The organism is Marinomonas flavescens, assembly GCF_004352835.1.
In the GTDB taxonomy this organism is placed as follows: Bacteria; Pseudomonadota; Gammaproteobacteria; order Pseudomonadales; family Marinomonadaceae; genus Marinomonas; species Marinomonas flavescens.
On sequence record NZ_SJSB01000028.1, the window covers coordinates 1 to 15,243 of the forward strand.

At 40.3% G+C, this 15,243-nt stretch carries 12 protein-coding genes and 1 pseudogene; 11 read left to right on the plus strand and 2 right to left on the minus strand.

Annotated elements, in window-relative coordinates; translation table 11 throughout:
• Together E0D70_RS17110 and E0D70_RS17115 are read left to right on the plus strand one after the other, a co-directional pair.
• A partial coding sequence (locus tag E0D70_RS17110) for an IS3 family transposase (RefSeq protein ID WP_133013485.1) occupies nucleotides 1-720 on the plus strand: 720 nt, incomplete at its 5' end.
• 130 nt (nucleotides 721-850) lie between these two features.
• Nucleotides 851-2,041, plus strand: coding sequence for a hypothetical protein (locus E0D70_RS17115; protein WP_133013486.1), 1,191 nt, complete (start codon nucleotides 851-853; stop codon nucleotides 2,039-2,041).
• A gap of 107 nt (nucleotides 2,042-2,148) precedes the next feature.
• Here E0D70_RS17115 and E0D70_RS17120 read toward each other — a convergent pair whose 3' ends face one another.
• Nucleotides 2,149-2,346 (minus strand): hypothetical protein, encoded by a 198-nt coding sequence (locus tag E0D70_RS17120; protein WP_133013487.1) that lies wholly within the window; start codon nucleotides 2,344-2,346, stop codon nucleotides 2,149-2,151.
• A gap of 188 nt (nucleotides 2,347-2,534) precedes the next feature.
• Between E0D70_RS17120 and E0D70_RS17125 the strand changes: the two genes are divergently transcribed.
• The 9 genes from E0D70_RS17125 (at nucleotide 2,535) to E0D70_RS17165 (ending at nucleotide 14,625) form a co-directional block, all read left to right on the plus strand.
• The gene (locus E0D70_RS17125) at nucleotides 2,535-3,446 is read left to right on the plus strand and encodes a restriction endonuclease (RefSeq protein WP_133013488.1); all 912 of its coding nucleotides are present in this window, start codon (nucleotides 2,535-2,537) and stop codon (nucleotides 3,444-3,446) included.
• Nucleotides 3,447-3,452: 6 nt separating this feature from the next.
• Nucleotides 3,453-4,025 carry a type I restriction-modification system subunit M N-terminal domain-containing protein gene (locus E0D70_RS17130; RefSeq protein WP_240537184.1) on the plus strand — a complete coding sequence of 191 codons (573 nt, stop codon included), beginning with the start codon at nucleotides 3,453-3,455 and terminating at the stop codon, nucleotides 4,023-4,025.
• 336 nt (nucleotides 4,026-4,361) lie between these two features.
• Nucleotides 4,362-5,957, plus strand: coding sequence for an AAA family ATPase (locus E0D70_RS17135; protein ID WP_133013489.1), 1,596 nt, complete (start codon nucleotides 4,362-4,364; stop codon nucleotides 5,955-5,957).
• A gap of 13 nt (nucleotides 5,958-5,970) precedes the next feature.
• Complete coding sequence (locus E0D70_RS17140; protein WP_133013490.1) at nucleotides 5,971-9,423, plus strand: DEAD/DEAH box helicase family protein; 3,453 nt, start codon at nucleotides 5,971-5,973, stop codon at nucleotides 9,421-9,423.
• Between the two features lies 1 nt (nucleotide 9,424).
• A complete protein-coding gene (locus tag E0D70_RS17145) occupies nucleotides 9,425-11,029 on the plus strand; it encodes a hypothetical protein (RefSeq protein WP_133013491.1) in 1,605 nt (534 codons plus the stop codon).
• On the plus strand, nucleotides 11,029-13,314 hold the full coding sequence (locus tag E0D70_RS17150; RefSeq protein ID WP_133013492.1) for a phospholipase D-like domain-containing protein: 2,286 nt from the start codon (nucleotides 11,029-11,031) through the stop codon (nucleotides 13,312-13,314). The genes E0D70_RS17145 and E0D70_RS17150 overlap by 1 nt, the downstream gene beginning before the upstream one ends.
• Nucleotides 13,307-13,513 (plus strand): DUF2997 domain-containing protein, encoded by a 207-nt coding sequence (locus E0D70_RS17155; RefSeq protein WP_133013493.1) that lies wholly within the window; start codon nucleotides 13,307-13,309, stop codon nucleotides 13,511-13,513. The genes E0D70_RS17150 and E0D70_RS17155 overlap by 8 nt, the downstream gene beginning before the upstream one ends.
• Before the next feature lie 2 nt (nucleotides 13,514-13,515).
• Nucleotides 13,516-14,022 (plus strand): hypothetical protein, encoded by a 507-nt coding sequence (locus tag E0D70_RS17160; RefSeq protein ID WP_133013494.1) that lies wholly within the window; start codon nucleotides 13,516-13,518, stop codon nucleotides 14,020-14,022.
• 3 nt (nucleotides 14,023-14,025) lie between these two features.
• Nucleotides 14,026-14,625, plus strand: a complete 600-nt coding sequence (locus E0D70_RS17165) for a 4Fe-4S single cluster domain-containing protein (protein ID WP_133013495.1) — start codon at nucleotides 14,026-14,028, stop codon at nucleotides 14,623-14,625.
• A 173-nt stretch (nucleotides 14,626-14,798) separates the two neighbouring features.
• Here E0D70_RS17165 and E0D70_RS17170 read toward each other — a convergent pair.
• Nucleotides 14,799-14,981, minus strand: a pseudogene (locus tag E0D70_RS17170) (IS5/IS1182 family transposase); the annotation flags it as partial.
• Between the last annotated feature and the right edge of the window lie 262 nt (nucleotides 14,982-15,243).

Sequence of the window (15,243 nt, forward strand, 5' to 3'; positions counted from 1 at the left end):
GAGAAGATGCAGGCTATTTTTGAAGACTCATTTCATTCATATGGAAAACGCAGACTAGCTTTTGCACTACAAACATCGTCTTTTTCTGTTGGTGTGTTTAAAACCGCTAGATTGATGAAAACGCTAGGGTTAGTCGCGAAAAGGCCCAAGAAACCACACTACTACACCATGGGGAAAGAGCAACCGGCGACACCTAACCTGTTGAAGAGAGCATTCAATCCACCTGAAATAAATACTCGCTGGGTAGGTGATATTACGTTTATCCGCTCACATCAAGGCTGGTCATATTTAGCGACAGTGATGGATTTAGCCAACCGAGAAATCGTTGGCTATTCACTTTCAAGAACGCCAGATGCTCAGCTTGCAAAACAAGCTTTGACCAATGCGATTGCACAACATCAACCTACGACGAAAGGGCTGATGTTTCATTCAGATCAAGGTGTGCAGTACAGTGCTAAGTTGTTCCAGGAGACACTTCAAAATCACAACATGGTTCAGAGTATGAGCCGTCGAGGTAACTGTTGGGATAATGCGGTTCAAGAACGTTTTTTTCGTAATTTAAAAACGGAGTACCTGAACGATTTAACCTTTATTAACCACCAGTCAGTCGTCGCTGCCGTTGAACGATATATTGGTTTCTATAACTACAAGCGCCTGCACTCGGCGATTGATTATTTAACACCGGCTAAAAAGCGAAAAGAATTACAAAAAGTGGCTTAGAAGGCCTACAGGATTACTTGACCATTACAATGAGCAAGAGCGAATTCACGGGTTTATTGAAAAAGCAAAGATACAAAATGGCAATTCTCCATTATTTTATGATTCATTGTTTCCAAACCGTATTCGAAGCATGGATAAAATATTCAATCGAGTAACTGAGGCGCTTCAACTGGCAACAGGTGATAAAAATACGCGCCTTTATGATTGCAGGCATGCGGGTATCAACTTTATTTCAACCGCGCTGCAATTAAATGATAGCCAGACAGACCCGATTGCTTTATCCATCAAACAATGGTTGCCATGCGTTACTTTTGCAGAGTTTCAAGAGAGTTTTAGCCAGGCAACTATAGGCAATCCATCAACACGTCATGCCTTGTTACCAGCGTTGGCAATGATGGTCGGTCACAGCTCAGCGACGACCACAATCAGTAACTATATTCACCTGACTCATTATTGGAGATGGCTTGCGACAGAGCGAGAGCTTAGATCTCTGAAAACCTTAGACGGCGGCTTACAAGCTCTTGCTACAATGCCTAAAGCACAACTTTTCAGACAGAAAAATAAAACAGGTTTATCTGCTGCTTATTGCATCCTCGAAGATTTAATAACAAAGGGCGCCACAGCAAACCTTATTAGTGAAGAGGGAAGCGTCTTTCAAGAACTAGAGTTAAGTAATATTGCGCAAGATACCCTTACTGCGAAACTGGTATCGATTAAAAACATTGAGCGTTCACTTAGAGTGCTGGAACACCTCAGTGTGACCTCAGGTGGTAACGTAATTGACCTGAATGGCGAACAGGCCCAGTATGTGATTGAAAAGTCTGATTTAGAAACCAGCTTTGTGAATCGTGTTTGGCAAGCCTATCAAGACACGTTAGAGAATGATGTTGGTTATCGGGCTTTTTCCATTCCAGCTCGTCTCAATAATGTCGTGTTGCCTGATGTCTATCGTCCAAAAGCCGCTGAAGCATACCTATCTGACCCTGGTTTTTGGGGATCTATAAAAGTATTGCTTTCTCTTGATCAGACTACATTAAACCGTTTTTTATCCCTATGGGGAAAAGCTTGGGATGCCTCAGACCGAGTGTGTAAAGTACCCGCAAATAAACGAGCGGAGTGGCAAGCTATTTTAGGCCGATTATCTTGGTATCCAGAGTTCAAGCAAGGATCAGAGGTGAGAAGACATCAGCATGGGGTTCAAGTGCGATGTCATGAATTAAGGACGCTAAGCGAGAATAATGGAGAAGAGAGCGTGAGCATGTTGAGGCTTAGTCACGCCTTGTTCTTATTGACGTTACAGCAGAGATTAACACCGAGTTAATGTAACGTTAAAAAGACGGCTTGCTCATTGAAAAGTATAATAGCTTTCTTTGCTCACCGTTCCTGGATTAAACTTTTTAAATGAGTGGAGGGCAGGTCTCAATATGATCAACGCTTGGTTAGAAAGAAAATTTGAAGATAACTTTCTTTGTTTGCTGCTATTGGCTCTTCCGGCTGCCTTCGTGGTTGGCTATTGTATTTTTTAAAGGAAATGGCTTTGTCGAAGGTATTCTTACCGTCTAAATCATGCCCCTCTAGTTGCTCATAAAACAAACAGATTCCTGGCTCTATGTACTGAGAATTCACGCTGCACTCACATTGCCCAAATAGCCTCAAAAGAGTATAAATACCGTGCATACAAAAATGTCACGATTGCTGATTGAAAGTCAGCCAAAACAGCAGGTTAAGGATGACCAGAGTGCGTTATGCTCGGTTTATTTGTTTTTCATCTCTCCCTGTCTGAACTAAGTGGGTATAAAAGTTAAGGAACAACTATGGCGATCCCTGATTACCAAACACTTATGCTGCCATTTCTTAGGCTGCTAGCGGATGGTGCCGAGCATAGGCTTCCTGAAATATCAGAGTCTCTTTCTCTAGAATTCCAATTAACAGAAGAAGAGCGAAACGAATTACTGCCAAGTGGCAATCAAGCCATTATGCGCAACCGTGTTGGCTGGGCGCGTACTTATTTGAAAAAAGCAGTGCTGCTAGACTCACCGCGAAGAGCTGTGTTCCAAATTAACGATCGGGGACGCGAAGTATTAGCTGATGCGCCAGAGAAAATCACCGCCCGTTACCTGAGGCGATTTGAAGAATTCTGCGAGTTTCAAAATATCACATCGTCATCAGACGACATCACACCACAAGACGATATCGAAGAAAGCCAGACGCCAACCGAAGCCATTGAAGAGGCATTTAATACCCTCAATAATGATTTAGCCGCTCAAGTACTCGACGCGATTAAACAAAACACACCGCCGTTTTTTGAACAGCTTGTCGTTCAGCTTATGCAGGCAATGGGCTATGGCGGCTGGAGCAAAGAATCTGGTCGAGCTACTCAGTTCACATCAGATGGCGGCATAGATGGCATTATTAACGAAGACCCTCTAGGGTTAGAAACCATTTACCTGCAGGCTAAGCGTTACAGCGATAACGCGATTGGTCGCCCAGATATTCAAGCCTTTGTTGGTGCACTCGAAATGCGACGTGCTCGTAAAGGTGTATTCATAACAACCAGTCGATTTAGTAAAGAAGCCCTAGAGTACATATCAATGATTGAGAAAAAAGTCGTACTCATAGATGGCAAACAACTAGCCGATCTCATGATCAAACATAACCTTGGTGTCACCGTTAAACAGACTTACCAAGTAAAAGACCTCGACACCGATTATTTTATAGAAGATTAAACCACCATGGCCATTAAAAAAACCGAACTCTACTCAAGCCTATGGGCGAGCTGCGACGAATTGCGCGGCGGTATGGACGCATCCCAATACAAAGATTACGTATTAACCTTGTTGTTCATGAAGTACGTCTCTGACAAATACGCCAAAGACCCATACGGGTTGATCGACGTACCAACAGGGGCTACTTATGGCGATATGGTCGCGCTAAAAAACGACAAAGAAATTGGCGATAAAATAAACAAAATCATCAGCAAATTGGCTGAAGCAAATGACCTGAAAGGCGTGATTGATGTTGCCGACTTTAACGATGAAGACAAGCTCGGCAAAGGCAAAGACATGGTCGACCGACTCACTAAATTGGTGGGCATATTTCAAGGTTTGGACTTAGCCAGCAACCACGCCGAAGGTGATGATTTGCTAGGCGATGCTTACGAATTTTTAATGCGTCACTTTGCGACAGAATCCGGTAAATCCAAAGGCCAATTTTATACGCCTGCCGAAGTGTCGCGCATTGTTACTAAAGTGGTTGGCATTACTCAAGATACCTCACAAGACGCCACGGTTTATGATCTAGCCTGAGGTTCTGACTTCTTACTATTAAAAGCCAGTGACATGTCAAGTAGTGAAGGTTGAATATACTTTGAAGTGGTTAAGGTAGCTGCCTTTTTTATAACTATATGGTTTAATGAATACTCAATAAGGCTTACATGGATTGTATGAAATGACCAAAAAATATACTAGTTGACTTGATGGGCAACAAAGATTCATCTCAAATGGTTGTGCGTTATTAACGCTGTTTTCGAACAAATTAACACCAACAATATCCTCATAAAGCCACTCAAGTAAATAACGTGTGTTTAAACATTATGTTTACAGCTCTATTGGGCATAAAGTTTTTATATACGTGGAGAGTCCATGAGTTTTTTAAAGAATTTTAAAACAAATATCCTATCTTCTGCTGCCATCATCCAAATTGTGAGTCATGAAACTCTGCGTATACGAGCAAATTGTGTACGAGCTTCGTTAGAGCTAGGTCGTGATTTATACATCTGGAATAGTGCAGAGGGTCTCAAAAAGTATAATTTTGAATATAAAACCTTAAGTGATAGTGAAGATGCAGATCAGCCTCATGAAGTATTAGAGTGGATGCAAGAGCAAGGTAGAACAGATACTCACAAAGACTTCATATTGCTACTTGAAGATTTTCATCCTTTCCTAACCCCTCATGATCATGCACTAATAAGTCGTTTGCGTGGTTTTGCAATTGCTGTTGCTAGTCGTGAAATCTCCGGCGCGACTGTTGTTTTGTCACAACCAGTTACCTTACTACCTGTAGAACTTGAAAAAGAAACTCAAGTAATGGAAATGGACTTGCCTGAAATAAATGACCTTAAAAAAATCATGCAGCAGGCAAAAGAACGATACGATATTGATGATCGTGATTACATAGAATCCCCCACCTTACTCGACGCTGCACTAGGCCTTTCTACGAGTGAAGCCCAATTAGCATTTGCCAAAGTAGCCTGTGAATTTAAACGTTTAACAGAAAATGAGATTCCTTTTATCGTTAAAGAAAAGGAACAAGTTATTCGTAAAAGTGGGCACCTTGAGTACTATCACCCCAAAGCATCTCTAGACGATATTGGCGGTCTTGATAATCTAAAATCTTGGTTAAAGAGAAGACGACAATCTTTTACTAAAGATGCACGAGAATTTGGGCTGGAAACACCTAGAGGGGTTCTGCTTTTAGGTTTGCCGGGTACAGGTAAAAGCTTAGCGGCTAAAGCGGTAGCCAATGCTTGGTCGTTACCCTTGTTGAGATTAGACATGGGTAAAATTTATGGCGGCATTGTCGGTCAATCAGAAGCGAATATTCGATCAGCATTACAAACAGCGGAAGCCTTAGCCCCTAGTATTTTATGGGTTGATGAAATCGAAAAGGGGCTTTCGGGTATGCAAAGTTCTGGTTCTACTGATGGAGGTACGACTTCTCGTGTATTGGGAACTTTTTTGACTTGGATGCAAGAGAAAGAGAAACCTGTTTTTGTTGTAGCTACCGCTAACCAAATTGCACAACTGCCACCTGAATTATTGCGTAAAGGCCGTGTTGATGAAATTTTTTTTGTTGATCTACCGGTACAAAATGATCGTAAAGATATTCTTTCTATTCATCTTAAACGTCGTAATAGGTTAGATGACTTTTCTGAATTAGAGCTGAACGAACTGGCTGAAATTAGTAAAGGATTTACGGGAGCAGAATTAGAGGAGGCGGTCAAAGAAGCTATGTTTTTAGCTTTCGATGCTGGGCACCAGCTCTGTAAAGAAGATCTACTTACTGCGATTCATGGAACGTCACCGTTATCACAAACCATGAGTGAGATGATTAAGAGTACGCGACAGTGGGCTAAAGGGCGTGCTGTCCCCGCCAGTTCAGCTGAGCCAGAAGGCTTAGTGGAAACCAAAGATGGCACTCCACGCTTAAAGCATGAAAGCGAAAACCCTTTTATCTAAGTGAGTAGTTGATATGGATAATCCTTTTTTTACCGCTTTAGAGGGTTCTGGCTTTAATGGTGGAACACTATCAAAACAAACTAATAATGTATTGATGCCCTTTAAACATTATTTAGAAAATAGCATTAATGCTCTTGAAAACAAGGAGGTGAGCTGCTTATGGAAGCCTGTTTCTAATAATTCATATTTGCTTAAGCCGAATCTTCGAATTTGGCGTTTAACACCCATTAGCAAAATTGAAGTATTGAATGATCAACAAGGCTGGTATGAAATTCTATCCGAATCTGATGGTACATTTTTGGATGAAGATTTTGAGCCAGACCTAGAAGACCCAGTGATCGCTGGTAAAGGTGGTGATCGTCAACGTTTTGAATTAAACAAGGATGATTATCGTCGTGAGAAAAACCGATTTGTTATTTTTTTACCAGATTTAGAACAGCATTTAAAAATTCAATGGAGTGGTTACGACCTATCTATTCGTCCACTTGCCGTTGCTTTAGAGAATGTGACATTAGTGCATGTTGATGGTCAAGAATGCAAGGTTGTTGAGCAGAATAACCAGCACTTAACATTAGAAGGGCAATTATCAGGTGATAGTACATTGACTGTTAATGGCCAAAGTACGTCTTTTCAATTACTTAGCTCGATAGATGTGTCAGTCATTAAACAGCACGCTTGTCAGAAAGATGGTAGCCGTTGGTTGCTATTTGCTAAGGATAAACCTAGTTTTAAAGGTCATAAGCTTGATGATATTACGAAGCAAGGATTAGCCGAGCTGAATCTGGAATACCTATCATGTGATGACGTTGAGTTAAGTGAAGAACATTGGTTACTTAGCGCTGATAAGGAGGGATTGATACTTGAGGCTCTTGACGATAGGAAGTTGCAAGATAGGTCTGTCATCAGTTGCACACGTTTTTCCGATCTGAAATTTCTAGTTGAGTCGCGAAAATCTGAAGAAAAATGGATTCAGTTGATTGAAAAAGACGGTATTGGTGATGATACCGGTAAATCAGAATTGGATTATTTTGTTGGTGATAACCAACAGATCAAGATTCTTGATTCTACTCAGAGTAAGTTTGATGATGGCTTTAGGGTGTTGAAAGCACGGCCTGAAGAGCGGCAAATTTTGTTGGTGAGAGACTCAAGAGGTAAGCGAAATTGGAATAGTGAATATCCGGATACTAAAGGTAAGACAAATGAAATACGCGTTAGCGTTGATACTAGTCAGCTAAAGCGTCAAAAAGAAGCAATTAATCAGCTAATGAATCGCCCCGCGAGTGGGCATCAGCCATTAATTCAGTTATTGCAAGATCGCCAGAAAACCCGTTGGCAGGATATTAGCCCTGTCGCTGAGGACACCATTGATTGGCAAGTTCTAACAGATCCTAATTTTGATGGTTGTGATAAACAGCGGGAGTTTGTTGGTAAAGCGCTGGCGACAACGGATTTTGCTATTCTTGATGGCCCTCCTGGTACTGGCAAAACCACTTCTATTTTAGAGCTAATTTACCAGCTGGTTTCAAGTGGAAAGCGAGTCCTACTGTCTGCTTCAACTCACGCAGCTATCAACAATGTACTCGAGCGTGTTAAAGAAAATACGATTTTGTCAGAACATATTTTTCCATTGCGCATTGGTAATGAGAGTAATGCTACTGGGGTTGAAGAATATCAATTTGATAAGCAACTTGAGTCTCTTCAGGGGGAAGATGGTTGCGAGGATATCAGCAAGCAATTGATGGTGGATGCATCGAATTTAGTGTGCGGTACTACCATAGGTATTTTGCGTTTATTTAATGATAAAGATATTACGCTAGATCGCGGTGAACCTCCATTTGATGTGATGATTATTGATGAGTGCAGTAAAACCACTTTTCAGGAATTTCTGGTTCCGGCTCGTTTTGCCAAACGTTGGATTTTAGTAGGGGATGTTCGTCAATTATCGCCGTTTACTGATCGAGAGCAAATTGTTGCGAACTTGGATAACTTGATGTTGGAGCCTCCTAGTGGAAAATCTCCGGCAAAGACTTTATCTTTGGATATTCAAAGTGCTTGTTTTCTTTTAGAAGAACTAAGAGGTAGCTCTAAAAAAGCAGACCTGTACCGGCAACCCATGATAGTGCCAGTATCTACAGGGGTTATTAATGCCTTACGGGAAGAGTTGCTGGTACGTGAAAAAAGTAGTGCATTGAATGCAGGCTTTGAAAATATCTTGTTGATTCAAAGATCTGCAGCAAGAAATCACAGTGAAGATTGGTTGAGCGATATTACAAGTATTAAGAATGCGCCGTGGCAGCTTTATGCAAGCAATTTGTGCTTTGTTGACGAAAATATTTTGTCTGATCTTCAACCATTGATTCCTGATGATATGTTGATATTGCACGAACATTGGCAACATACGCAGCAAGCTTCGCAACATAAACGGCTGGGAACACAAACTAAAGCGTTTAAGATAAAAACTAATGATCATACGGATACGATTGAAATTCAGAAGCAATTATTAGAACGTATTGATGAAACTAAATGGTCAGAAGAAGTATGCTGGCGCTTGGAGCGAGAATATTGGCTGCGGTTATCGAAAAACCATCGTCAAAAAACAGGCTATTTGAATGAAACCCTCGAGCGTTTGTTTCCTAAGTCGGTCCAGGCAAATGGGCGCATTCATATTTTAAAGAATATTGCTTTCCCTTCTATTCTTGAAGCCTTGTCAGGTGATGGCTTGGAAAAACGTAAAAAAGATGATCTCACAACGTTAAATAATGGTTTTAGTGATCATGAAAAACGCCAGCGTCATTCTACTTTGGCTTTTCAGCATCGAATGCATCCAGATATATCAAGCTTTCCTCGTGAACAATTTTATCCTCCAGGAGTGTTAGCTAACGGCAGTAGAACCGAATTAGATCGTGCATGGGATTATCAGAGATATCAGGCCCGAAATATTTGGTTAGATATACGCAGCAATACTCATCGCAATGCCAACGAAAAAGAAGTTCATGCGATTATTCGTGAATTGAAAGTTTTTTGTGATTGGGCAGCAGGTAAGAGTAAAAACAATAAGAAAGAAGCCTATGACGTGGCTGTGCTGACATTCTATAAAGGGCAGGAAAAATCCTTGCGTGAGGCGCTACAACAGCTACCAGGTAATAAGGGGCGTTATGCTCGTTTTGATTACAAAGGCATTTCTATCAAATTGGCAACGGTTGACTACTTTCAGGGGCAGGAAGCTGATGTAGTATTTCTCTCTATGGTGAACAGTAATCGAGATGGGTTTATGGACTCGCCTAATCGTTTAAATGTATCTATTACCCGAGCGCGTTATCAAATGATTGTTGTTGGGCATCATGAGTACTTCAGCAAGCGCTCACGTACTGACGAGCTGCGTAATTTAGCTAAATCATGTGTGGTAAATGTAGGCGCAGAGTCTGCTCGAATAAATAAGAAAAAAGATTGGAAGGGAAAGAAATAGGATGAGTAAAAACAAAAGCAGTTCTCTCGCTCTGCAATTAAAGCGAAAGGTTCAACTTAAGCGACATCCTGTTATTGCAAAAATGACCTTTCAACGTGAAAGACCAGACTTAGTATCCTTGTTGGATGCGATGCAACGTAATTCGAGAAATATGCCTGCGCGTCTAAAAGCCTATTTAAAACAAGAATTACTTTGGGATGAAGAAAGTAACTCTCTGAGTGAGGAAGGTGAGCAGGTAAAATCTTCGGGATTGTTTAATGTGGAGGAGCGTGGTCTTTATCACATTTGGTATACAGACAACGATCCATTATTAGGAACTCGACCTCTGTTGTTACAAAGAGACACTGCGTTTTTTGAACCCAATACTAAAGGATGGATGAAGGGTGTAGATGCTGCGCGTTCACAGTTTAGTGTTGATGAAACGCTGCAGGTAGAGATGCTGGAAAAAGTTTTTGAAGGACGTAAGTCTCGCCAGGTAAAAAGGGGTTTGTCTCTATTTAAACTTGAGCCAGAGGTTATTTGCGCAGCTGCAAAAAGTATTGAAGTAGAATTGAACTGGGATATCGGACCATCGCAATCACTTATTAGTCTGAATGGTCAATTGGATATGTTGGTATTCAGTCAAAATAACACCAGTGACAGGCCTGAGACTTTAGAGCTTGTCATTAATGATTTTGCAAGCAAGCTTGACCCATTAATGAATAGTATCGCTGATCAGTTTGGAGGTGAATGGCAAGGCAGAAGCCGCGTTATGGCTGTTAATCTTGAGAATATTAAGCAATTCTCTAGCGCGGTGGAAAATTTCAAAGTCGGCAGTAGAAGCTTGAAGAATTTGCCAACAAATTGTGGGGTGTTTGATTCGGTTCAGGTGCAGCATGTTTCGATTAAACCCATCGACCAAAATGATGCGGAGCAGTGGCATCAGCATTGGTTGACGACTTTATATCGAAAGTCTTATCAATCAACTGAAAAAGCGCGTCAGCAGCAAACACGATGGCTGGATCGTCAAGCTTTAACCAATTTTGAATTACCTCTTAAAGATGGTGCTCATTTATTAGAGAGTATCGTTCGTGATCAAGAGCCTCAAGTCTTTTGGCATATAGCGGCTATGACTGATTTAACTCCCGCAAAAAGTAAAAAATCACACTTACCAATCAGTTTGGTTAATGGAGATACTTTACAGATTAAGACGCTGATACAGCAGCTTACAGCTGGAGATACTATTGAACAGGTTATTTACTCCGATCGCTATGTTCACACATCCAGACAAGGCCGTAATCTATCAGCGTTGGCAGCAAGCGTTTGTGATGCAAACGGTTTATTGCTAACACTTGAAGCAAAAGATGGGAATAGTCCACAGCTACCAAGTAATTGGGTTCGAGTTCCATTCAAAAAAGAAAATAATAACCATGGCCGTTATTGGATATTTATAGGTGCTTCACACATCTATTGCTGGGAATGTAGCAGTGGCTTAGATTTTATTCTGGAGAGTGGTGAGGGCTTTGTGGTGGCCGGAACACCAGGATTCACACCAAAGGATGTGCATGAGCTACCTAGTTATTTACAAGAGGCTATCCAAGCAATGAAACCTACGGAGATAGCATAATGAGCACAATACAAGTTAGACATGAAAGCTTTAGTATTGATTACCAGAAGCAGAATTTACCTGAGTTATTTAGTCAACAATCCTCAGATTGTGATTTCTCTTCTGCCTCTATGTTCGATGTTGTTGAAAAAGACGAGCTGGTTTCCATTATCAATAAAGCTCGTCAGACTTTATTGATTGCTAGTGAACAAATTAAAGAAGAGACCTTAATTCAGGCTTTAAAGAATAAGGCGGATAGTGGTGTACGAATCTACCTGATGGTCGGTGATAAACAGAAGAATCAATCGGCGATTGATACTCTATCTGGACGTTGTTTAGTGAGAACCGGTATATCCCAGCAAGGCGCTTTGGTTTTAGTAGATCATATGACTATTGCATCTAAAGGTTTACTGTTCATGGGGCAGAAAGCCTTGACGACCATTAATGAAGAAGATTGGACTGTTAAACTTGAGTCTCAACAGATTGATGATAGCTTCCGTAGTTTTTGCAAATTATTTTGGGAAAATACAGATGCTGAGTACCTGCAACAAAATCAATCGCAGCAAAAGGTTAACCATCCTGATGGTAACGTTGTTACCAACCATTCTTACCAGCTGTGCGGAAGCTTAAAAGATTGTTTGCAGGGGTCATTGAATAATTTAGTTGCTGCTAGTCGTGATAACTTTGAAGTGGAAAATGATTCTTATCGATTATTATTGGCGAGTGATGCGCAAAATATTTCTCAGATGGCGCGGCCAGGTGTGGCATTAACGGATAAACACATACCATCGTTGTTAATGTCTACAGATGGTAACTGGTTGCTACCTGATGAATCTGATTTTAACAGCGTTAACTGGTGTTTGAAATTATCGGATGCTCAGAGTGCCGTCGTAGTATCGGCTTATGATACAGCCATGATGGAAGCAGCTTGGCAATATCAGTCTGAACTGACAATGGGTGAAATGTCAGATAAGCAGGCACTCCGTTTTGCTGATCAGCCTGATCTTGTTCGTATTGTCGAGCAATCCAGAAACCTCACGCTGAATGAAATCAATACAGATACTATCGAAAATTTTCTGAATGATAGTGCAGAAACTTTAGCAAGCGGAAAAATAGATTGGCAGCGAGATTTCATGGGGCACCAGATAGATTATCAGGTGACTATTCATCCGCCTTACTGTTCTTCTCAGGCTAAAAAGGATTCGCTCTATTCAGATTGGAAAAACTCAGAAGGGGACTGGAAAAACAAGTTGTCTTCATTGGCAGAGAAGCAAACAACGATTGATGAAAGCCAAGATTGTGTATCTGAGCGCTTTAGAGGATTTGTGAAAAGCTTTCTGTTAGGGCAAGGGCAATCTTCCAAGAAATTGAATCAAGAACTAAATTTTCTTCAGCAGTGGTCAGTTACCCAAGCATCTCCGGCTGAGCGAGATGAATATAAAAAACGTTTAGAGTCTTTGCAATTTAATATAATGCAGCGCGGTAAGGATACTGCTATGACGCTGGATAAAGCCGAGAAAAATTATCAATGGGCTGAAAAGAAAAAAATACTGATTGGTGATCTAGAAAAGAGCAAAAAATCATTATCTGATACAAAAGTTAAACAAAATCAGCTACTCAATGAGAAAGATCAACGAGAGGAATGTTCTGATAAATATTTTTATAGTGTTTGGGAAGAAACTGTTAGATCAATTCCTAATAAGCAAATTGATGAAGCGAACGTTAATAATATAAACCATGATCAATTTCTACCGGAAATATTGCCAGAGAAAGAATATGAGTTAGCAGAATCAATTAAGTTAGCTAAAGCAGAGTGTGTTAATAAGAAGCGAGAGCTTCTAAGTAAAATGACAATTGACCAAGCTAAGCAATGGAAAAGTACCATTAAAGAAAAGGTTTGGAAGAAACACTATTCTAGCCTTAATAAGATTTTGGATAATCGAGAATTAGCTTATAAAAAAATTCAACGTGACTGTGATGAAGCAGATAAAATGGTATTTAATGCTCAGCAAGCAGCTGATAATGACCAAAGTAAACTTGATTTACATGGTGACCAGTTTATTTATCAAGAAAGTATTTCTTCTAAGACATTTGATGAACAGCTAGGATTAAAAGCAAAGACGTCAAATTTAACAGAATTTATATGGCCAAATGAAGAGCTACCTTCAGAAAGTACAGAGTTACGAAGTTATAATGGAAAAAGATATCTAGTTATTTTCGACCTTAAGAATCTAGATACTTACCAAGAAGACGCTAAGAGTTTAAGTGCAGTAATAGTATGTGATAAGGAGAGAGTTGGTGCCTGAGCAAAAAATTACGATAACTATTGATGATGAAGGTAGCATCACGGCTAAAACGAGTGGCTTTAAAGGAGAGGCTTGCTTAGACGCTTTGGAAGAGTTACTAGAAATAGATGGTGTAGTCAGTAGCGTCAAAAAAACAGATGAATACCATCAGTCGCAATTATTAAACCAGACGCATATTCAAAAAAATAAAAGGCAGTAGCTATGAGCGCAGTTATTAAAACCACTACACCTTTTATAATTAAGTCGGTTTTGTTTAAAGCATTAGAAGCTGTTGGGTCAGAACCTAAAATATTAACCAGTGATTTAGCAAGCGCTTTAAGGAAAGGTCGAACTCTTGCTGGTGATATATTGACCAATCGAAGTGATTATAATGGGTGCCAGTTTTTTCATAAGCAAGGCGAGCGTTGGGTATTTTTACATGACAGTGATGAGTACTCCGCGAGAATAGAGAGTCAATTATCAGATCGTAAATATATTCCTGTCAGTCAATTTCTCACGGTGCTTAGTCATGCTTATGATACAGCCTACCAAGAACACGTTGAGGCTGTCGCTGAGCAAGAACGTATTCGCCTTGAAAGTGAACGCAAAGCGAGAGTTGAATCTACCAGGCAGAATGCTATTGCTAAAGCTAAAGCTCATGGCTATTCCGTTAAGCAAAGCGAGACAGCGACTGGTCAGATTCAATTAGTTTTAACGCGTACAGTATAAGTTATGAAAGATTATGGTAATAACTTTAACCTTTCTCATATAGAGTCTTCCAGTCATATCTATGGTCCTGGTAAGCGTTTTGTGGTTTGGTTTCAAGGATGCTCACTTGCATGTGATGGCTGCTGGAATCAAGAGATGTGGTCTTTTAAAGAGAAAAGTCTATTATCAAAAGAGAAGTTGTTAGCCCTAATTTTAGATGCGTCTGAAATTCAGGGTGTTACATTTCTAGGTGGTGAGCCGTTGCACCAAGCTGAAAATCTTTGGTGGCTAATGCGACAAATTAGAAAGAAATCTAACTTAACTATATTTCTTTTTACTGGCTATGAACAATGCGAGTTAGAGCGTTTTAGATACTTATCTAATATCCATGAGCTTTGCGATATGGTTGCGATTGGTCGATATCTGGTAGGTAATAGAAACATTAATCAACAATGGATCGGTTCTGATAATCAGGTGATTGTATATCCTGATAATTCGAGAGAGATAGCGAAGTCTGAAAGCATTAATCAGGTTGAAATCATTATTGAAGATAATGAAAGTATTAGGATTTTAGGATTTCCTGATGAATTTTTGGTTAATGATATCAAGGGAACAAGTTCTTAATCCCTATCAAAAAAAAGACTCTATAATTGAATTAACTTAAGGAGCATGCGATCAAGTCGAGCTGCGCGCCTTAATATTCTGAAAAAACAACGGCAGTCAGTAATGTGGCTGTTTTATCATTTTTCTACCACTAAACAAGATAATAAAACCTTGTTTAGTGGTTTTTAAACGGATTAACCCCGTGCGGCTCGCATCATCTGGTCAACTCGAAACACGTTAGCAAGAGCAAACAGCACGGCGAGCTTACTGTCATTTTTAGCCAACCCACGATAAATAGCTTTTCTAAAACCAAACTGACACTTGATGATTCTAAAGGGGTGTTCGACTTTTGCTCGGATACTCGCTTCGATATATTCGTAAGCACGTCGGTTAAACCCCACATAGTAATCTCTGCCCAAACCCATAATGTCTTTTTTTCTCACAATTGGAATAACAGACTTATGTTTACGGCTTCCGCTCAATTTAAAGGTGCTTATTATGCTGTAAGCGTTCATTCTACGTAAGCGTTCATTCTACGCCGTTATTTCATCCCATCTTTTCGCACTCTAAACTGGACTCCGTTTTCATCTCATAACCGATAACGGAGTCCAACCCATGACCAAACCCTACACCCGTCGT

Coding starts and splice junctions, on each gene's coding strand:
- E0D70_RS17115 (WP_133013486.1), top strand. CDS start 851: ATGGATAAAATATTCAATCGAGTAACTGAGGCGCTTCAACTGGCAACA.
- E0D70_RS17125 (WP_133013488.1), top strand. CDS start 2,535: ATGGCGATCCCTGATTACCAAACACTTATGCTGCCATTTCTTAGGCTG.
- E0D70_RS17130 (WP_240537184.1), top strand. CDS start 3,453: ATGGCCATTAAAAAAACCGAACTCTACTCAAGCCTATGGGCGAGCTGC.
- E0D70_RS17135 (WP_133013489.1), top strand. CDS start 4,362: ATGAGTTTTTTAAAGAATTTTAAAACAAATATCCTATCTTCTGCTGCC.
- E0D70_RS17140 (WP_133013490.1), top strand. CDS start 5,971: ATGGATAATCCTTTTTTTACCGCTTTAGAGGGTTCTGGCTTTAATGGT.
- E0D70_RS17145 (WP_133013491.1), top strand. CDS start 9,425: ATGAGTAAAAACAAAAGCAGTTCTCTCGCTCTGCAATTAAAGCGAAAG.
- E0D70_RS17150 (WP_133013492.1), top strand. CDS start 11,029: ATGAGCACAATACAAGTTAGACATGAAAGCTTTAGTATTGATTACCAG.
- E0D70_RS17160 (WP_133013494.1), top strand. CDS start 13,516: ATGAGCGCAGTTATTAAAACCACTACACCTTTTATAATTAAGTCGGTT.
- E0D70_RS17165 (WP_133013495.1), top strand. CDS start 14,026: ATGAAAGATTATGGTAATAACTTTAACCTTTCTCATATAGAGTCTTCC.